Raw genomic sequence first — 17,619 nt, forward strand, 5'->3', positions numbered from 1 at the left:
TCACATAGGGCGCCGCCGGCCCAAGTGTATTCGTTATTCTCACGCTTGCGCGAGCGCGTCCGGACGAGAGGTCGCGCTAATCCTCCTCGGGCGGATCCTCGAACGCGGCACCTTCCGTGTCTGGGGCGATGCGGAACCGGTACTCGTCGATGGCCAGGAGGGCCCGGTGCGCCGCCTGCGGATCGATGCCGTCGCGCACGACGAGTGTCTGGAAATCGATGAATAGGCGGGCGATGCGCGCCTCGTCCGACAGGGCAGCGAGCGCCGACGAACTGGCGCCGGCGCGCATCATGTAGCGTCGCGCCTCACCGGCAGCGTCGGGCGCGGCCAGGACGACGACCTGCCCGGAGGTCTCGGGCTTCAGCTCCGCCCAGCGGATGGGCGTCCAGGCGATGATGGCCTCGATAAGCTTCATCGAAAGCTCCGGCGGGTGGGGAGACCCGCCTAACGGCCGCGCGCCGGCGCGTCGAGGCGTCCGTTGCGTCGATAAGTGCGCCGGCTCCACCTGACCGCGAATCTCGCCCTTCGGGTTGGCCGCGGTGTGGAGGTTGAAATAGAGCTTGCCGGCTTCGAGATCCGCGGCCTTGGCGTCGTCCAGGGTCGCCTCGCCGGAGAACGGGCTGGTGGTGGCCGTCACCGGTACGAGCACGCCGGCATTCTCGCCGGCCTTGGCCGGTCCGTGAAAGTGGGCCGCAGTCACCGGACCGGTGAGGCCGCTATACGTCCCGGTCCAGCTCAGGCGCTTGGTGGCCGGGTCGTAGGTCGCCGAAACCGCCCCGGTGCCCGTCGACGGGGTCGCCGGCACTTCGCTGCCCCCACTGAGGGCCGCGCGGTAGGCCGCCCCGGCCGCCGCGAAGGCCGGCGCGGCGACGAGCGGGATGGCGAAAGCGAGCAGGGCGGCGAGCGGGGTGATGGCGCTACGGGTCATTGAACGCTCCGATCTAGCCGGCCCCAACAGGGACCGTTCGGCCGACATAGGGGCGCGCGCACGGTCGAACATGCGTGCCGTGCCGCTGGCCTCCCGCCCCGCATGACAACCCCCGCGCGTCCGTCGCTCCCGAGACCATTGCGAAACGGCGCGCATGACCGTTGACACTATGCGCCCGGCCTCCCTATACCGCCGCCGTTGCACGCGTCGCCCTCCGGGGCGCAGGCGGCTTGGGGCGGGGTAGCTCAGCTGGTTAGAGCAGAGGAATCATAATCCTTGTGTCGGGGGTTCAAATCCCTCCCTCGCTACCAACTTCAATAAACGCTTTGCTGCGAAGCCCTGGCCAGGACGCCGGGGCTTTTTCATTACCGGACCGGATACGGGGCGTCGGGCTCCGGGGCCCAGGCCAGGTTGGCTGCAAGGATGCGGCCCGCGGCTACGCAGGGGGTTGTCCACAGGCGCCTCGTGTTTGGGCCTTGTGACCGACTCGACCATGCCTTGCCGCGGGTCGAAGTCCCGCGGTGACACCGGAACGAACGGTGTCCCTGACAAACTGCAGACCGCCATACCCGCCACGCCCACCCATCGCTGACCTCGCTCCCTGGAACGCCGTGCCCAACGAGCCCCGAAGATTCCACGGGTGAGCCTGGCGCAGCGGACGTCCGCGGCCCTCGTCCGTCGAGGGCTTCGGGACGAGGAAGAGGCTGCGCGGGAACTTCGACGTCGTATCAGCCGACGACCTGTCCCGCCTGCGCAAGGGCTACGGCACCCAGACCATGCCCGCGGTCCGACAGGTCGCCCAAGAGCTACGACGCAGAAGGGCAGTTTGGAACACAGCCTCCCTGCACTCCGTCGTCAGCCTCGAAGAGCTTTAGCCGGGATACCGGACCTGGGGCACATCCCGGCCGAGCAAGTCGCGCGTCCTTTTTCTTGACTTTTTTCCTATGTTCTGGTTCTGTTTCGCCTCCGCCACGCCTGCGCGGCCAGTTGGGACGATACGATGATGCGTGAGGAAACCAATGTTCGACGCGAGTCGATCGTCCTGCGCGACATCCTCGCCGGTCTCGCGTTGGAGGCCAAGCTGATCCGCCTGCGGCGGCAGCTTCAAGCCAAAGGTTGGGAGACGCAGCCGCGCGCGCCGGCGGGACAGCCAAACGGTGGCGAATGGGTGCAGGGCCCCAGCGGGGGCCAGTGGGCCTCTCTCCAAGAGGATCGACCCGGCGGACCTTCTCCTGAGGATCCGCCCGCGCTCGCGGACAGCACGACGCTCGAGGATGGGACGCGCGTCCTCTCGATCCGAATACATGCGGGGCGCCAACCCTTCGACGAACAGCATACGGTTATTGCTCCGGACGGTGAGAGCCGGATCTTCGAGACATCCGGCGAAACCCAGACGATTCGAGATGGCAATACGGGGGAAGTCCTGTCGCGGACCACGTTCACGCCGACAGGCCTCGTCGCTGAGCCGATTGTTCAACCTGCCCTTGCCCCTGCTCTACCGCTGATCGCAGCCCCCATCATCGCAACCTTCGAGCTTGGGTTGCAGCTCCTGACGTATCTCTCTGCCCGGGAGGACGGGTACGGCACCGTTCTCGGGCTCACAGCGCAAGAATATAAAAGCGGGGACGATCCTGAAAAGGATATGCCGATCTGGATTGGCCAACTCAGCCAAGAACAATTGGACGAAGCTTGTCCAAGAAATGGGGAAGTGCAGGCGATCGTCGACGATGTCACTGCGCGTGTGACAGCGCAAGGCGGGTACGCAAATGCGACGCAGCTGGGTACAAAGATTCATGTTGAGATTGCGCATACGATTAACGAGAAGAAAGATCCAAACTTTGTCGCCGAACTCATTCTTGCCAAGCGCAATGAAGATGGAAAATTCATACTATCTGGTAGCAAGAGGTCCGATATATTTGAAAGGCCTCGTATCGACACCGCATGTATTTACGATCCAAAAATTGGACGGAAGGGTTTGACCCGTCGTCAAGCCGTCGATTCGGTCATAGCGGCAAAACGCGAATTCCCCGACGTCGTGCGATTTATCATGATACAAGTGAGGCCCAGGAAATGGCGACATTGATACTTGCGGCGGCGCAGCAAATTCGAGAATTATCTGCTCCGCTACTGGATCGAAATCAGGATGTTGTTCTGACAGGCGGAAAGTTTCTTTGTCTTCAGAGTGTTGGTCACATCGCCAGGCAGATCCGGATCGATAATAAACCAAACCGTGGGTACTTCCTGCTCGAATGGAGACTAACAGAGTTGTATATTCGTGGGGACAAATTCGGTTTTGGAGGCTATGGTCGATCGATCGGTTTGATTGGTCGATCCCGTCGGTTCAAACCAGCCGGGCAAGACGGCGTCTGGGATTGGGACGACCCGATGATTCGTAACGATTTCGTCGAGCAAATTGAAACCGAAGTTCTACCCTTTCTCCGATCCTTAGACTCGATCGAGAAAATTGTAACTTTTATCTTATCTCAGGAAATAAGAGGTTACAGCTTTCGCAACGATCATATTTGGATGTGTTTCACGCATGCAGCGCTTGGCGAGTTTGCAACCGCAAGATCGCATTGGGATTTGATTACCCCGAGCTTTAAGGAACGACACGAAAATCAAACAGCGATCGATGGTAAACCGATGTCAGATTATCTTCGCAGCTGCCTCGCCGTGGGGGAGGTACTGAAGGGAGGCGACCACATGATGTTGGCAAAACTGCTTTGGGAGAATGAGCGCACCGAAGCAGACCGTTTCAAGCTCGGCCGTCACTGGCAGCCGACGGCGTTTCCGTTTCAGAAAGTTGCTCCCCCAATTGCCGCCACCCCTGTCGGCCCTACCGAAGGCGATGGGGACCGGAAAGGTACGGCGACTGCTTGAAAGGAATGGATTCCGGTGTTGCGTATTGCGTGATTCATAGGGCGCCTCGATGAGGTGACGCATGCGATGCCAGGCACCGCACGGGTGGAGCATTCTTCGGCGACGGATGATCCGCGCCAGAGTAGGAAGGTAATCGACCCACTGCTGGGGATCGTCTTGCTGGTCCTATGCACGACCTTGTGCGCGCCCTTGGCCTCGGCCGAGCGCTTCGTCGGGATCCGACGCTGGGACTGGGAGAAGCCGGCGTTCCTGGGCACGATGCTGCCGTTCCGGCATGACATTCGTCACACGGGTAGTGGGTCAGTTTGAATTTTCTGGCTCGCGCTGGTGAGTTGTGCCATCCTGCGCCTGGACGAAGGGGCATAGGGATGGACTGGCGTCAACTGACCAATGTAGGCATCGCGATTGCGGGCCTATTGATGGTATCCGTCTTGATTTATGCTCTGTGGTTAAACAGATTTGATAACGTTGTAACTGATCTAGTTCTTAAAAATTTCCCCGTTATAATTGGCCTGCCATTCGCGTTTTTAGCATCGTTTATTGTAATTGCGTTATTTAGACAGACAGAGAATTCCCTTGAATTTAAGGGCTTTGGCTTCGAGTTCAAAGGCGCAGCTGGTGAAGTCGTGCTTTGGCTACTGTGCTTTTCCGCAATAGCATCTGCAATCAAACTCATGTGGAAGAGCTAGCTTTGCGGTAACTACCGCGCTTTCCCGGCTTCTTGTCCGCCGCCTCAACCAGTGCAACAATATCGGCAATCTCCCACAGCCGATCCGTTACGCCGGCTGCCATCGCCGGGCTCACTCGCAGCTTCCCGTGCAGCCGCACGAAGTTGTAGTACATGAAGTGCAGCGCCACCGCGTAGGCGTGGTGCTCGACCTTTTTCGAGAACGCGTTGGTGAGCCGTGTGAACCGGCGCATGTGCATCCGCATCGTGAGGTTCTGACGCTCTACGTAGGACGTGGAGACGTGCGCGTCGTCGGGCTTGCCTTCAATCCGCTGCTTGATGGCCCCGGTGCAGACCGGTGGGCTGTAGCGGCCCTTCGCGGCCTCAGGAGCTGTGCCGTAAGTCTTCTGTAGGACGGCGTAGTCCACATCCGCACCGAACGCGCCCTCGACGGCCTCTAGGTACGGCTTGTGCCCGTCCGACGTGAGCTGCACCCGGCTGTTCAGCCGATCTGCCACGTCGAGCATGAAGGCGTTCGCGTACTCCGCGTCCCGGCCACCCACGAGGTAGGCCAGCACAAGCTTCGTGTCCGCGTCGATCGCGGTCCACGTCCACACGTCGCCCGCATCGTCCGGCGCGGCCTTGGCGGTGGCGACGTTCTTCTGCTTGCAGTGGGTAAACGACCAGATCTCATCCACCTGCACCCGCTTGGCCTGGACGCCGCGGACGTGGTGGTCGTGGTAGTCGGCACACGCCCGGCCGGCGTCCACGAGCAACTTGGCGACGGTGTTCTTGCTGGCGCCCGTGAGCCGGACCACCGCGCGGATCGAACTGCCCTCGCATAGCAGGTGCAGGATGCGCGCACGGTCGGTGGCAGAGAGCTTGTTCATAGCCCGCACACAGTGCGCCACGCATGCTTGAGGGTCAAGCAAAAAGGGTCACTTTCGCGACCGATACCACCCCCGTTTTAAGGCGGTGCGGCGCGTATTTTGTGCTATTTAGCAGACAGGCAAGCGAGAGACGGCGGACGCATGGCGGGGCTTTTCGATTCCCTCAAATCGGCACGTGCTACAGGAACGATGACTCAGGAGGATTGGCTCGCACTTAGAGCTGACGCGGAGCAGCTTTTTACGCCCGGCACCGCGATTAAAGAACAAGATTTATTCGATGGTAGAAAAGAGCAAATCGCTCGACTGTCGCAACGCATTCGTCTAGCGGGTAGTCATGCTGTAATTTATGGCGAGCGCGGCGTCGGTAAGTCGTCGTTGGTAAATGTTTTCAGATATGTTGCCGATAAATCGCCCAGCAACGTCACCTATATCAGAGTTGCAGTAACAGAAGGAGACAATTTCCGAGAAATCATGTTCAAAATATTCAAGAGAATGGCATTTTTTGACGGGGACAAAAAAGTACGTCTTGCCGACGCATACGAAGGCAAAGACATTACCCCCGACGACGTGCTTTTAGAAATTGCTAATATGGTGTCGTCAGCAACTCCGATCATTGTAATAGACGAATTTGACGTACTTAGGGATGAACAATCTAAGAGACTCGTTTCAAATATGATTAAGCTTCTTTCCGACGAGGGGGCAAATGCTACATTCTTCATTGTTGGAGTTTCAGAGACTGTAAGCGATCTGTTAAAAGGTCACGAGTCGATCGGTCGGGCAATGGCCGAAGTGGAAATGCCGCGGATGTCGGACCAGGAAATCATCGATATTATTTGGAACCGTCTGGTGAGAGCCGGAATGCAAATCAACACGGATGCGCTATGGGACTGCGTATTCATATCAAAAGGCCTGCCGCATTACGCACATCTGCTCGGTCTGCACGCAATGCAAGCCGCCTGCGATCGACAAGGCCTCCGCGTCGAGATGAAGGATGTGCAAGCCGCAACGGTTCGCGCGCTAGCGGAGGCAAACCAAACTATCAAAGAAGGATTTCAAGACGCCACGTTTTCAGAGCGCGAAGACAATATATTCAAACACGTTTTGGCGGCCTGCGCGCTCGCTCAAAAAGACAACCTTGGAAAATTCAATGCAAAAGCAGTGGCATCAAGATTAAGCGAGATAATGGGCGAAAGCTACGACGTTCCTGCTTTCTCTTATCATCTCAATGAGTTTTGCGATCCAAGTCGAGGAAGTATACTGGAAAAATCTGGAGACAGGCGTAAATTCAGTTTTCGATTTAAGAAGGCCCTTATGGAGCCCTACGTGATTTTAGAATGCATGAACCGAGGAATTATAACGAAAAAACATGTCCTAGCTTTCAGTCCTAAGCGTCAGTCGGATCTTTTTTCCACCTAGTTTGCGCAGCTTTAGTTGCTATCTCTGTGCGTCTTTGCTGTGAAAGTGCCGCCGATCGTTTGTCGCCGCCGATGATGCCGCCTCTGCGGCCATATTCAGCTTGTGACATTGCCTCTGCCTTATGGGTCTTCGGCTCGTCCTCAGCCTCTCCCGTGACCACATCCACGACGAATTTGGCGAGTTGGTTGGGATCGCGGGGGCGCTTGGGGGCGGACATCAGGGGAATCGCCGGTTCATGCTGGATGACACCCCTACGACAAATTCATATTTAGTGAGTGTGTCTGTCGGAAAGTCGTCTTTTTTGCGCTCTTTTGATTTGGTCCGCCATGAACAAGTGGCGGTCTTGCCATCCTCGGAGATGGCTTCGATCATGAGGATTGGCTTTCGATTGCCTTGAGTGGCTTGGTCGCCGACCTTCCATTCCATGGCGCTATCTCCTGTGGAAACGAAAGATAGGGCTTTGGGCTTGGTCGCGCTAGGCCGCGTCAACTAGGCCGAATTTCAAACTGACCCACTACCGTCACACGACACCCTCAACAACGTTCTGAATGCTCTAGATCCAGGCCTGTTCTTGGCGTGCTACGCGGCCAGGGTCGAAGCCCTTCGCGAGACCGAGCCCGACATCGTCGCGATCGATGGCAAGAGGTCGCGTCGCGTCCGGGCCAAGGGCGGCCAACCGCTCCTTGTCGTCTCTGCCGGGGTCACGCGCCAGTGACTGGTGCTGGGCCAGGGGGCCGTGGGTGAGAAAGCCACAGAGATCACGGCGATCCGGCTGCTGTTTGAGCGGCTACAGTGGACGGGCGCCTCGGTGACGATCGACGCCATGGCCACGCAGACCACCATCGCCCAAACCATTCTTGACAAGGGCGCCGACAATCTCCTCGCGCACGAGGAACCGGCCCGTGCTCGCCAAGGACGTACGCCTGATCTTCGACGATCCTGGACAAGCCCGCCTCGAGACCCATCAGACCACCGATCTTGACCACGGGCGCCGCGAACTTCGCCGCCACGTCGTCTGCCACGACGTCGCTTGACTCACCTCGGATCGCCGCGATCCCGGCGAGCCGCGCTTCCCCGACCTTAAGACCGTGGTCGAGGCGACGGTCGGACGCGGCGACAAGACCTCGGTCGAGCGGCGCCAGTTCCTGTCCTCACTCCCGCCCAACGCCAAGCTGTTTGCCCGCGCCACGCAGACACATTGGAGTATCGAAAACCAGCTCCACTAAGTGCTTGATGTCATTTTCCACGACTATTTCATGCGCTTGAGCATCGCCAACGGTCCTCACACCATGGCCATCATCAAGCACGTGGCCATGAACCTCATCCGCACCGCGCCCGGAACCGACAGCCTCCAGACCCGCAGGAAAGCTTCTGTCTGGAATCACGTCTACCTCAGGGCCATCGTCGCTCAGACCGCCTGATCCCCTTCAAGCGATTGCCCTGGTCGCGCTGCGTCTATGATCACAAAACCGGAAATGCAGAGATCTCATTGACGCGGGCAATGCAGCTCGCCGCCACCGCCATCAGGACTTACCCTTACCTAAAGCGAATCATCATCATTCAAGTGAAACCGCAAACATGAGCTCGGCTCCCCAAATCAAGCGGCTGGCCAAACCTCTGCTCCAACGGCACAATAACCTCATCATGGCCGCCGGTAACATTATGGTCTATCTCCCGGTAACGCACTGGAGCCGTTATATTCGCATTCACAATAGATCGAAAAGAGGGTATTTTACAGTCGACTGATGGGTTGATACTCGCTTCGAGCCGGGACATTATGCGTTCATCAGTCGGAGCGGAGCGTGTGCGCTAATTGGCCGATCACCTCAATACAAGCCCAAGGGCCAAACCGGGCTGTTCGAATGGAATGATCCCACCATGCCGGGCGACTTTATCGATCAAGTCGAAGCCAGGATCCTGCCGGTGTTCTCCACTCTCGATACCTTGGAAAAGACGATCGTCCACCTCCGTTCACACCAGAACAACTCCTTTGCCGAGTATCCGCCTTGGAAGACGCTGATGCATGTCGCACTCGGCGAAATTCCGGCCGCGCAGGCCGAGTGGCAATCTGTGATGCACAAGTATGTGCCGCACACGACCGTTTCAGATGTTTTATGCGATTACGTCTACGACCAGTGGTGCCTGTTGACCGAACCGCTGATGGCTGGCGACCGCGCAGCGCTGGCGCGATTGCTGCATGGCTGGGAGGCCTCGAACATTACCGGCACGAAGCTTGAACCCTATTGGCGTTCAACGTCGTTTCCCCTGGAACACAGTGTTTAAGTTATGATCGGCTAAATCAGCGATCATACTCGCGCGGGATCGGTCAGATACGATCAGGCTCGAGATCGCGTGCTTTGACGACAGCCACGTCGAGGTATCGACCTTCCGGGTTACGGAAGACATCGACTGAGATTACGATCGACTGCTAAAAATACTGGCCGAGAAGCGGATGGATTAACTCGGGCAATGCGCGGTCGCGGTCTTCGGCATACCATCGGCAAGACATAGCGCGCGATTGTCAAGCATCACTCCGGCCAGCGCAAAGCCGCCGCCGCCGCCAGCGTCCCGACGACGGCCGCGATGAGGGTCAATGCCGCCAGCACGGCCAGCGGCACGAGAAACGGCACCGTACCCCCCGTCGCCGCCTGGGCGGCCGAGACGCCGAAGATCAGGCTCGGAATCATCAGCGGCAGGACCAGGACCGCAAGAATCAGCCCGCCCCGCCGGATCGAAGCCGTGAGCGCCGCGCCCACCGCGCCGATGAAGCTCAGAGCCGGCGTACCGGCGAGCAGCGTCAGCGCGGTGGCGCCCATGGCAGTACCGTCGAGGGCGACGAGCAGGCCGAACAGCGGGGCGGCGAGCGCCAGCGGCAGCCCGGTGGTCAGCCAATGGGCCGCGACCTTGGCGAGGACCACGCATTCGAGCGGTACCGGCGCGGCCGTCATCAGGTCGAGGGAGCCGTCCTCCTCGTCGGCCTGGAACAGCCGGTCGAGGCCGATCAGGGTCGAAAGCACCGCGGCGAGCCAGAGGATCGCCGGGCCGATCCGCGACAGCAGGTTGAGGTCGGGCCCTAGGGCGAAGGGCACCAGGGCGACGATCATCAGGAAGAAGACCAGCGACAGGGCGCCGGACCCGCCGACGCGTCCCGCGAGGCGCAGGTCCCGGCCGATGAGGGCGAGCATGGCGCGGATCACGCCCATTCCTCCGGCTCCGGGACCTCGGGCGCCGCCCCCACCGTGCAGCGCTCGATGCGCAGTTCCGCCGCCCCGGGCAGATCGAGCGGCTGGTGGGTGGCGGCGATCACCAGGCCGCCCCCGGCCCGGTGCCCGTCCATCAGCGCGGCCAGGATCGCCTGCGAGCCCGCGTCCAGCGCCGCGGTCGGCTCGTCGAGCAGCCAGAGCGGGCGCGCGCAGACCAGCAGCCGGGCCAGGGCGACCCGCCGCCGCTGCCCGGCCGAGAGGTAGGCCACCGGCAGGTCGTGGGCGTGGCCGAGGCCCAGCCGCTCCAGGGCGTCGTGGGGTGTCAGGCGCGGCGCGCCGAGGAGATCCCGGGCGAACAGCAGGTTCTCCCCGGCCGTCATGGAGGACTTGAGCCCGTCGCGGTGCCCGACCGCGTGGAGGCATTCGGGCAGGCTCGCCTCGCCGACATCGGTCACGGTGATGCGACCGGCCTCGGGTCGCAGCCGGCCGGTGAGGATCGCGAGCAGGCTCGATTTGCCGGCGCCGTTCCGGCCGGTGACCGCAAGCGCGTCGCCGGGCCCGAGGGCGAAGGCGAGATTCGAGAAGATGCGGCGCCCGGAGCGGCGGCAGGCCAGATTGTCGACGCTGAGCCGCACCCGATACCCCGACCTCTCCCCCGCCGCCGGGCGGCGACCCACACGGCGCCGCCTCCATGCCCGATTGTCGCCCGGAACGGAACCGCGCCGTCCGGTCACGCTTTCGTTCTGTGGAGGAGGATTGCCCATGGCCGAGGCAAGATACTCAAGCGAGGCGGAGATCGCCGAGACCCCGGACGCGGTGGCCGGCCGCGCCAAGGTCGAGGCGCGGATCGCCGCCTGCACGCCGGACGAGCAGGCGGCGTTCTGGGAGGCGGTCGGGCGCTGCTTTGGCGGCGGCAAGCCGCCGGAGATGCCGAGCCAGCCCGACTGATCAGGCTCCCCGGCGGATCAGCGCCCGCAAGGCCCCCCGGAAGGTCCGCACGTCCTGCTCGGTCAGGCTCATGCGGTGGAGCATGTCGCGCATGTTGCGTGCGATGATCTCCCGCTTCTCCGGCGGATAGAACCCGGCCGCATCGAGGGCCGTCTCCAGGCTCCCGAATAGGGCGACCAGCGCCTCCCGGGTCGCCGGCGGGGACAGCAATTCGCCGGTGAATGGCAGGATCGCCCGGCCGCTGGCCTGACGCCACGCGTAGCCGACCAGCAGCACCGCCTGGGCGAGGTTGAGAGAGGGGAAGTCCGGGGAGACCGGGAAGGTGACGATGGCGTCGGCGAGGGAGACTTCGTCGTTGGTCAGACCGACCCGCTCGCGCCCGAACATCACCGCCGTGCGCTGGCCCGGGCGCGCCACCACTTCGGCCATGGCCTCCTCGGGGGCGAAGACCCGCTTCATTTGCCCGCGCTCGCGCGCCGTTGTGGCCAGCACGTAGCGGCAATCGGCGATCGCCTCGGCGAGGCTGCCGTACAGGGTCGCCCCGTCGAGGACATGCGTGGCGCCGGACGCCGCCTCGCGCACGCCCTTCTTGGGCCAACCGTTCTTCGGATTGACGAGACGCAGTTCCGACAGGCCGAAATTCGCCATGGCCCGGGCCGTCATGCCGATGTTCTCGGCGAGTTGCGGCTCGACCAGGATCACCGCCGGAGCAATGCCGGGCGGGATCTCGGTGACCGTCCTCGGGGTTTCGCCCGGCGCGTCGCGGCTCGTCATGCCGGCCCTCTGGCATGGCCGGCCCCGGTCCGTCGAGGGTCGGGTGACGAAGCCGCCGGGATGACAGTGCGCGCCTTCCGTCGCCGGAAGGGCCGCGCTATGTCGCGGGGCGAAAACCGCCCCAGGACTCGGCCGAGACCCCTTGGGCAGGCGACCGCACGGCGCTTGCATGCCGTGCGCCGGAACAACGCGGAAGGCATCGGTCCATGGCGAAGATCAAGGTAGCGAACCCCGTCGTCGAGCTCGACGGCGACGAGATGACCCGGATCATCTGGGCCGAGATCAAGAACAAGCTCATCCATCCCTATCTCGACGTCGATCTGGAATATTACGACCTCGGCGTCGAGCACCGGGACGCCACCGGCGACAAGGTCACGGTCGATGCCGCCGAGGCGATCAAGCGCCACGGCGTCGGCGTGAAATGCGCCACCATTACCCCCGACGAGCAGCGGGTGAAGGAATTCGGCCTGAAGGAGATGTGGCGCTCGCCCAACGGCACGATCCGCAACATCCTGGGCGGCGTGATCTTCCGCGAGCCGATCATCTGCAAGAACGTCCCGCGCCTCGTGCCGGGCTGGACCCAGCCCTTCGTGATCGGTCGCCATGCCTACGGCGACCAGTACCGCGCCACCGACTTCAAGGTCCCCGGCAAGGGGCGCCTGACCATCAAGTTCGAGGGCGACGACGGCACCGTGATCGAGAGGGAGGTGTTCAAGTTCCCGGACGCCGGCGTCGCGATGTCGATGTACAACCTCGACCAGTCGATCATCGACTTCGCCCGTGCGTCGCTGAACTACGGCCTCGCGCGCAAGTACCCAGTCTATCTGTCGACCAAGAACACCATCCTCAAGGCCTATGACGGCCGGTTCAAGGACCTGTTCCAGAAGGTCTACGAGGAGGAGTTCGAGGCCAAGTTCAAGCCGCTCGGGATCACCTACGAGCACCGCCTGATCGACGACATGGTCGCCTCGTGCCTCAAGTGGTCGGGCGGCTATGTCTGGGCCTGCAAGAACTACGACGGCGACGTCCAGTCGGACACCGCCGCGCAGGGCTTCGGCTCGCTCGGCCTGATGACCTCGGTGCTGATGACCCCGGACGGCCAGACCGTCGAGGCCGAGGCCGCCCACGGCACCGTGACGCGCCACTACCGCGAGCACCAGAAGGGCCGCGAGACCTCGACCAACTCAATTGCCTCGATCTTCGCCTGGACCCGCGGCCTCTCGCACCGGGCCAAGCTCGACGGCAACGACGATCTGGCGAAGTTTTCGGCCACCCTCGAGAAGGTCTGCGTCGACACCGTCGAGGCCGGGCACATGACCAAGGACCTCGCGCTGCTGGTCGGGCCGGAGCAGAAGTGGCTCTCGACCACCGGCTTCCTCGACAAGGTCGACCAGAACCTCAAGGCGGCGATGGGCGCCTGACGCGGTTCTGCGGCGACACGACGGATGGCGGGCGTCCCCGGGACGTCCGCCGTTTTCACGCAAAGGACCGCCGGCGCTGCCCCCCGGGGTCTGCCGCCGGACACGACCGAGCACCGCGAAAAATTCATCAGGATCCCACCCATCCCCCTCATCCTGAGGCGACGGAGCGCAGCGCAGGCCTCGAAGGAGCCCTCAACCCGGCTGCGCGATCCCGGGCGCCCGCCTGAAGGCAAGCTGCCGCCGGCGCCTCAGGATCAGGCCCGGATGGGATGGGCGCTGGCCCTGGAGCGGGCCGTGTATCGATCACGGTCTTGACGCGTGATCGTCCCGTCGAGCCGTCTCAGGCGGCGACCAGCAGGGCCGCCCCGGCCACGCCGGACAGGACCAGCCGCAGCCGGCCGAGCCAGAGCGGGGAGAGGCCACGTCGGGGCAGATCCTGATCGATCAGGCCCCAGGCGAGGACCAGGACGCCGAGGATGCGCAGGTCCCAGGGTGCCGGCGCCGCCAGCGCGGCCCAGGCCACCAGGGAGGGGATGATGGCGATGAGGTAATCGGCGTTGCCGGCATTGCGCGCCGCCGCGGCACCCCAGCGGATCCCGCCGAGGAACGAGGCGATGACCGCCCCGTAGGCCGAGAGGATCGTGCGCGGCGCAAGCCCGAGGCTGCTCAAGCCGCCGTCGCTGCCCGAGACCGCCAGCGCCGCAAAACCCAGGAACGGGATCAGGCCGGCCACGCCGAGCACGAGGGCCCCGATCGGGACGGTGTTCCGGCGCGCCATCCTTCCTCCGAGCAGCGGCAAGGGTCGGAGACCCGTGCGATCCGATCCCACTCAGTCGCGAGCCGGCCGGAGGGTTCCCGCATCGCCGTACCGCGGTCAAGCTCGGATTGCCCGGGACGCCGCGGCGTCGCGCCTCCCCGGACGCGTTCCCTATGACCGCCGCGGCGGGGCGGTGAAGGCGACCGGACTGGGCGCGGGAGCGCCGAGGAGCGACATCGGCGCCGTGGCGGCGGCCTTCTGGCTGGGGGGCTCGTTCACCGCCGCGTCAATCTTTCGCGGCTTGAACCCGGCCGCCAGGGTCTTCGCGCTGGCCAGATCGGCGGTGCTGAGCTTGTTCGCTACGTCGTCGCGCTTCTTGGCGGCATCGTCGTCACCTTGCGCCGCGGCGGCCGCGAACCAAGCGTAGGATTGCACTAGGTCCTGCGCGAGACCCATTCCCCGGGCGTACAGCACGCCGAGGTTATACTGGCTGTCGCGGACACCGAACTCGGCGCCCTGGCGGAACCAGGAGGCCGCGGACGCGAAGTCCGGCTTCCCGTTGGCGGCCGGGTTCTCGGCGTAGAGCACGGCTAGATTATGCATCGACCGGGCGTGGCCCTGCTCGGCGGCGCGGCCGTACCAGGCCTTGGCCTTGTCGAGGTCGCGGACCACGCCGGTCCCCTTCTCGTACTGGCCCGCGATCTTGTACTGGGCCGGGGCGTAGCCCGCCGAAGCCAGCTTCTCGAACAGCTTGGCCGCCACGGCGGGGTCGCGGGGCATGCCCCGTCCGTCGCTCTCCCGGGTGGCGATGTCCCAGATCGCCGTACCATCGCCGTCGAGGGCGGCGGCTTTCACCTTGGCGAGCGCCGGCGGCAGGTTGCCGAGATCGGCCTGCAGGGTGTTCATCCCCGAGACCTGTGGCACCGGGGCCTTGGCAGTGGGCGTACGGGCGTCGGCCGGAACCGGGTTCGGCAGGGCCTGGGTGGTCGTCGGATCGGCCAAGGGCGGCTTCGCGCCCGGCGCGTCCTTCCAGGTCTCCGCCCGGGACTCCTTGGCACTCTCCTTCGGGAGCTCCTTCTGGATGTCCTTCGTGGTCTCCTTGGCGGTCTCGCCGGTCTCGGGCTTAACGGCCCCGCGCGCAGGGTCGCCGGCCGAGTCCGGGCGGACGGTCGGCGCCGGGTTCGCGGCCACGACCGGCTTCGGCTCCTCCGGATTGCGCAGGTTGATCGCCTGGAGCGCGCCCAGCGCCAGCACGATCGCCGCGAGTCCGAGCAGCAACGGCCGGCGGCGGCGATCAACCTCGCTCCGCAACCGCTCGAGTCGGCCCGGCTCGCCCGAAATCTGCGGCGCCACCTTCGCGGTGCGCGTGTCGCGGCGCTCGGTCGGCGCCTCGGCAGCCAGCTCGGCCTGCGCGGCCTGCGCGGCCCGGCGGGCCGCCGCGATGAAGCTCGTCTTGATGTCGCTCTCGGCGCCGGGCTCGACGGTCGGGCGGGCGCGGACCGGTTCGGCCGGGCGCTCCTTGCCGGACCGGCGGCCGGGGAGGCCACGGCCCGCCCGCGTCGGACGCCCGCTGCCGGGTTCGAGCAGATCGTCGGTGATCCGCGGGGTCTCGGCACCCTCCCGCCGGGCGGCCGGGCTCGTATCCGCGGCGGCGAGCGACACCTCCGCGCTCGTCGAGGACATCAGGCGCTCGCCCAGCGAGGGCGCCCGCGGGTCGACGGCCTCCACGGGGCCGAGCCGGACGAGGAGGCGTTCGAGGGCGGTCTGGACGCCCTCCAGCGTGGCGCCGAGGCGCTGATCCGACACCGCCTGCCGCGCCTGCATGTCGGCGAGGCTCGCACGCAGGAGGCCGATCTCCCCGGTCTCGGCGGCGAGACCGGACCCGCTGAGGGTCTGGGCGACGGCGTTCCGGGCGGCGCGCTCCACCGCGGCCTCGCTCGGAGCCGCTTCCCGGAGGGCGGTGACCTGCTGCAGCAGGTCACTCATGGTGCGTTCGAGACCGACCAGCGCCGGGTCGGCGCCGCGCGGCGCATCCAGGCGGCCGGCCAGCGTCACCACCTGCTGTTCGAGGGCGTCCAGGCCCTCGTGCTCCGAGCGGGTGCCGACGTGGTCGACCTCCTCGGCGAGGGTGTGCAGCATGGCGTCGATCGAGGCCGGCTCGCCGGGATGGGCGATGTCCGCGGTGCCGGCCTGTGCGGCCCCCTCCTCCTGCGCGCAGAGGTTATCGACCTCTGCGGCCAGCATCTGAATCTGCTCGGCCAGGGCGGCCGGCGCGGCGACCGTCACGGCGCTGCGGATCTCCTCCAGCTGCGGGCGCAGATCCGCATCGCCGCGGATCCGCCGCAGCTGCGCGACCTGGGCGCTCACCGAGTCCAGGCTCTCCGCGAGGTCCTGAATCCGCTCCGGGCCGGCGAGCGCACCGATCCGGTCACGGATCTCCTTGAGGTCCGTGAACAGCCCGGCCAGAATCCGTCCATCGGCATCGGCGGGGGCGGTCGCCGCGAGGCCGTCCAGGCGCTCGCCCAGCCGCCGGACATCCTCTTCGACGCGGGCGTGGGCGTTCTCGGCGACCTCATCGGACAGGTGCGCGACCTGGGCTCGGATCTCCTCGATCGGCTGGGCGACGGCGGTCAGATCGGTCCCGGCCCGGGCCCGCTCGATGCCGCCCGCGAGCGTGACGACGGCCTCCTCCAGGGCGCCGATGTCGCGGCTCGTGGCGAGCCGGTCGATCGCCGCGCGCAGGCGCACGATCTCGTATTGCAGCTCGGACAAAACATCGGCCGAAGCGGCCCCGTCCTCGGTGCGGACCACGAGGCGCCGGGCGAGGTCCAGGCGCATGCTCGCGACGACCCCGCCATCCGCGGCGGCACGGGTCGCGACGTCGCCCGCCACCTCCTGCGACAGCTCCCGCTGGCGCTGGCGGATGTCCTGGACCGCGCTGCGGATGTCGGCGGCGGCCGGACGCGCACGGCGGCTGGGCTGACGCGTAGCGGCGACTTGCTCGCCGAGCTGCGACATCCGGCGCTCGATGTCGCCGAGCCGCTCGGTCACCTGCTGGACCGGGGCGCCCTTGAGGGCGCGCTCGATCCGGGCCTCGATCTCGGCGAGCCGCTGCGCCTCGGCCACCTGCGACTCGCGCCGGTCCGCGTCCAAGGCCCGGTCGAGCCCGTCGAGCCGGTTCATCAGCGCGGCGATGCCGTCACTGTAGGTCTCGGCGATGGGGTAGGTCTCGGTCGCCGGCGCCGGGCGGGCGGCTGGGCGATCCTCGGGCGAGACCGCGCCGTGATGGGCCACCGCCCGGTCGGCCAGCGGCTCCGGCCGAATCGCGGTCTCCGGGCGGGTCACCGGCCGGTCGGGCTGCTCCGCCCGGAGGCGGCGGCGGTGCCGCCGGTTGCCCGGCGCGCCGGATTGCGGCTGCGGCACGACCGAGGCGATCCACGTCTCCAGCGGAACCCCGGCCCGGGCGGCGACGTCGCGGGCGGCGTCGAGCACTTCGGGATCGAAACTGTCGAGCTGCGGCATCGCGGTGCGGGTCATCGGGGGCCTGTGGTCGGCAGCGTTCGGCGTTCAATCCTGTGCACGGTGGCCGCGTCCCCAAATGGGTATCCGCGGAGTCCGCCTCGGATCGTTCGAGCCTGACCATTAACATTCTTGGTAAACACGAGGTTAAGGGCCTACTGACCCGGTAATCGTCTTGGCAGACAGGGCGCCGCAGGCTCCGCCGCGTGTCACCGC

Annotated in this window: 17 protein-coding genes, 1 tRNA gene and 1 pseudogene; 10 read left to right on the forward strand and 9 right to left on the reverse strand. The window is 64.8% G+C overall.

Going from position 1 to position 17,619, the window contains the following annotated elements:
- Positions 1 to 493: 493 nt before the first annotated feature.
- A pseudogene (locus AC3IF1_RS24605) lies at positions 494 to 928 on the reverse strand (CHRD domain-containing protein); the annotation flags it as partial.
- A 234-nt stretch (positions 929 to 1,162) separates the two neighbouring features.
- On the opposite strand from AC3IF1_RS24605, the gene AC3IF1_RS24610 reads away from it, so the two are divergent.
- The 3 genes from AC3IF1_RS24610 (at position 1,163) to AC3IF1_RS24620 (ending at position 3,808) form a co-directional block, all read left to right on the forward strand.
- Positions 1,163 to 1,239, forward strand: a tRNA-Met gene (locus AC3IF1_RS24610).
- A 689-nt stretch (positions 1,240 to 1,928) separates the two neighbouring features.
- Positions 1,929 to 3,011 (forward strand): hypothetical protein, encoded by a 1,083-nt coding sequence (locus tag AC3IF1_RS24615; protein WP_489219737.1) that lies wholly within the window; start codon positions 1,929 to 1,931, stop codon positions 3,009 to 3,011.
- The gene (locus tag AC3IF1_RS24620; RefSeq protein ID WP_489219738.1) at positions 2,999 to 3,808 is read left to right on the forward strand and encodes a hypothetical protein; all 810 of its coding nucleotides are present in this window, start codon (positions 2,999 to 3,001) and stop codon (positions 3,806 to 3,808) included. The genes AC3IF1_RS24615 and AC3IF1_RS24620 overlap by 13 nt, the downstream gene beginning before the upstream one ends.
- Before the next feature lie 672 nt (positions 3,809 to 4,480).
- Here the strand turns inward: AC3IF1_RS24620 and AC3IF1_RS24625 are convergent.
- Positions 4,481 to 5,365 (reverse strand): IS1 family transposase, encoded by an 885-nt coding sequence (locus AC3IF1_RS24625; protein WP_489219739.1) that lies wholly within the window; start codon positions 5,363 to 5,365, stop codon positions 4,481 to 4,483.
- 141 nt (positions 5,366 to 5,506) lie between these two features.
- Between AC3IF1_RS24625 and AC3IF1_RS24630 the strand changes: the two genes are divergently transcribed.
- The gene (locus tag AC3IF1_RS24630; protein ID WP_489219740.1) at positions 5,507 to 6,781 is read left to right on the forward strand and encodes an AAA family ATPase; all 1,275 of its coding nucleotides are present in this window, start codon (positions 5,507 to 5,509) and stop codon (positions 6,779 to 6,781) included.
- Here the strand turns inward: AC3IF1_RS24630 and AC3IF1_RS24635 are convergent.
- Positions 6,750 to 6,998 (reverse strand): histone H1, encoded by a 249-nt coding sequence (locus tag AC3IF1_RS24635; protein ID WP_489219741.1) that lies wholly within the window; start codon positions 6,996 to 6,998, stop codon positions 6,750 to 6,752. The two genes, AC3IF1_RS24630 and AC3IF1_RS24635, sit on opposite strands and share 32 nt — an antisense overlap.
- The gene (locus AC3IF1_RS24640) at positions 6,998 to 7,207 is read right to left on the reverse strand and encodes a hypothetical protein (protein ID WP_489219742.1); all 210 of its coding nucleotides are present in this window, start codon (positions 7,205 to 7,207) and stop codon (positions 6,998 to 7,000) included. Before AC3IF1_RS24640 ends, AC3IF1_RS24635 begins: the two co-directional genes overlap by 1 nt.
- Positions 7,208 to 7,683: 476 nt before the next feature.
- Here AC3IF1_RS24640 and AC3IF1_RS24645 point away from each other — a divergent pair, with 476 nt between their 5' ends.
- From AC3IF1_RS24645 to AC3IF1_RS24660, 4 genes are all read left to right on the forward strand, one after another.
- Positions 7,684 to 7,815 (forward strand): hypothetical protein, encoded by a 132-nt coding sequence (locus AC3IF1_RS24645; protein WP_489219743.1) that lies wholly within the window; start codon positions 7,684 to 7,686, stop codon positions 7,813 to 7,815.
- Positions 7,816 to 7,869: 54 nt separating this feature from the next.
- Positions 7,870 to 8,007, forward strand: coding sequence for a hypothetical protein (locus AC3IF1_RS24650; RefSeq protein ID WP_489219744.1), 138 nt, complete (start codon positions 7,870 to 7,872; stop codon positions 8,005 to 8,007).
- A complete protein-coding gene (locus AC3IF1_RS24655) occupies positions 8,008 to 8,202 on the forward strand; it encodes a hypothetical protein (RefSeq protein WP_489219746.1) in 195 nt (64 codons plus the stop codon). It abuts the gene before it with no gap.
- Positions 8,203 to 8,659: 457 nt separating this feature from the next.
- Positions 8,660 to 9,064 carry a hypothetical protein gene (locus tag AC3IF1_RS24660; protein WP_489219747.1) on the forward strand — a complete coding sequence of 135 codons (405 nt, stop codon included), beginning with the start codon at positions 8,660 to 8,662 and terminating at the stop codon, positions 9,062 to 9,064.
- 245 nt (positions 9,065 to 9,309) lie between these two features.
- Here AC3IF1_RS24660 and ccmB read toward each other — a convergent pair whose 3' ends face one another.
- The gene (gene ccmB / locus AC3IF1_RS24665; protein WP_279598204.1) at positions 9,310 to 9,984 is read right to left on the reverse strand and encodes a heme exporter protein CcmB; all 675 of its coding nucleotides are present in this window, start codon (positions 9,982 to 9,984) and stop codon (positions 9,310 to 9,312) included.
- Positions 9,975 to 10,619, reverse strand: a complete 645-nt coding sequence (ccmA, locus tag AC3IF1_RS24670; protein WP_489219748.1) for a heme ABC exporter ATP-binding protein CcmA — start codon at positions 10,617 to 10,619, stop codon at positions 9,975 to 9,977. The genes ccmB and ccmA overlap by 10 nt, the downstream gene beginning before the upstream one ends.
- 127 nt (positions 10,620 to 10,746) lie before the next feature.
- Between ccmA and AC3IF1_RS24675 the strand changes: the two genes are divergently transcribed.
- Positions 10,747 to 10,932: a hypothetical protein gene (locus tag AC3IF1_RS24675; RefSeq protein WP_489219749.1), complete on the forward strand. Its 186-nt coding sequence runs from the start codon at positions 10,747 to 10,749 to the stop codon at positions 10,930 to 10,932.
- On the opposite strand, the gene AC3IF1_RS24680 is transcribed toward AC3IF1_RS24675, so the two are convergent.
- Positions 10,933 to 11,706, reverse strand: coding sequence for an RNA methyltransferase (locus AC3IF1_RS24680; protein ID WP_489219750.1), 774 nt, complete (start codon positions 11,704 to 11,706; stop codon positions 10,933 to 10,935).
- Between the two features lie 206 nt (positions 11,707 to 11,912).
- Between AC3IF1_RS24680 and AC3IF1_RS24685 the strand changes: the two genes are divergently transcribed.
- Positions 11,913 to 13,127: an NADP-dependent isocitrate dehydrogenase gene (locus AC3IF1_RS24685; RefSeq protein WP_489219751.1), complete on the forward strand. Its 1,215-nt coding sequence runs from the start codon at positions 11,913 to 11,915 to the stop codon at positions 13,125 to 13,127.
- Between the two features lie 340 nt (positions 13,128 to 13,467).
- Here AC3IF1_RS24685 and AC3IF1_RS24690 read toward each other — a convergent pair whose 3' ends face one another.
- Together AC3IF1_RS24690 and AC3IF1_RS24695 are read right to left on the reverse strand one after the other, a co-directional pair.
- Positions 13,468 to 13,905, reverse strand: coding sequence for a DUF3429 domain-containing protein (locus AC3IF1_RS24690; protein WP_243966722.1), 438 nt, complete (start codon positions 13,903 to 13,905; stop codon positions 13,468 to 13,470).
- 150 nt (positions 13,906 to 14,055) lie between these two features.
- Positions 14,056 to 17,421: an SEL1-like repeat protein gene (locus AC3IF1_RS24695; RefSeq protein ID WP_489219752.1), complete on the reverse strand. Its 3,366-nt coding sequence runs from the start codon at positions 17,419 to 17,421 to the stop codon at positions 14,056 to 14,058.
- Positions 17,422 to 17,619 lie beyond the last annotated feature (198 nt).

This window comes from Methylobacterium sp. E-012 (genome assembly GCF_057836545.1).

What these genes read in the sequence shown, in the direction of transcription:
- AC3IF1_RS24630 (WP_489219740.1), top strand. Translation starts at nt 5,507, where the DNA reads ATGGCGGGGCTTTTCGATTCCCTCAAATCGGCACGTGCTACAGGAACG.
- AC3IF1_RS24695 (WP_489219752.1), bottom strand. Translation starts at nt 17,421, where the DNA reads ATGACCCGCACCGCGATGCCGCAGCTCGACAGTTTCGATCCCGAAGTG.
- AC3IF1_RS24690 (WP_243966722.1), bottom strand. Translation starts at nt 13,905, where the DNA reads ATGGCGCGCCGGAACACCGTCCCGATCGGGGCCCTCGTGCTCGGCGTG.
- AC3IF1_RS24640 (WP_489219742.1), bottom strand. Translation starts at nt 7,207, where the DNA reads ATGGAATGGAAGGTCGGCGACCAAGCCACTCAAGGCAATCGAAAGCCA.
- AC3IF1_RS24620 (WP_489219738.1), top strand. Translation starts at nt 2,999, where the DNA reads ATGGCGACATTGATACTTGCGGCGGCGCAGCAAATTCGAGAATTATCT.
- AC3IF1_RS24680 (WP_489219750.1), bottom strand. Translation starts at nt 11,706, where the DNA reads ATGACGAGCCGCGACGCGCCGGGCGAAACCCCGAGGACGGTCACCGAG.
- ccmB (WP_279598204.1), bottom strand. Translation starts at nt 9,984, where the DNA reads ATGGGCGTGATCCGCGCCATGCTCGCCCTCATCGGCCGGGACCTGCGC.
- AC3IF1_RS24675 (WP_489219749.1), top strand. Translation starts at nt 10,747, where the DNA reads ATGGCCGAGGCAAGATACTCAAGCGAGGCGGAGATCGCCGAGACCCCG.
- AC3IF1_RS24660 (WP_489219747.1), top strand. Translation starts at nt 8,660, where the DNA reads ATGCCGGGCGACTTTATCGATCAAGTCGAAGCCAGGATCCTGCCGGTG.
- AC3IF1_RS24625 (WP_489219739.1), bottom strand. Translation starts at nt 5,365, where the DNA reads ATGAACAAGCTCTCTGCCACCGACCGTGCGCGCATCCTGCACCTGCTA.
- AC3IF1_RS24615 (WP_489219737.1), top strand. Translation starts at nt 1,929, where the DNA reads ATGATGCGTGAGGAAACCAATGTTCGACGCGAGTCGATCGTCCTGCGC.
- AC3IF1_RS24635 (WP_489219741.1), bottom strand. Translation starts at nt 6,998, where the DNA reads ATGTCCGCCCCCAAGCGCCCCCGCGATCCCAACCAACTCGCCAAATTC.
- AC3IF1_RS24685 (WP_489219751.1), top strand. Translation starts at nt 11,913, where the DNA reads ATGGCGAAGATCAAGGTAGCGAACCCCGTCGTCGAGCTCGACGGCGAC.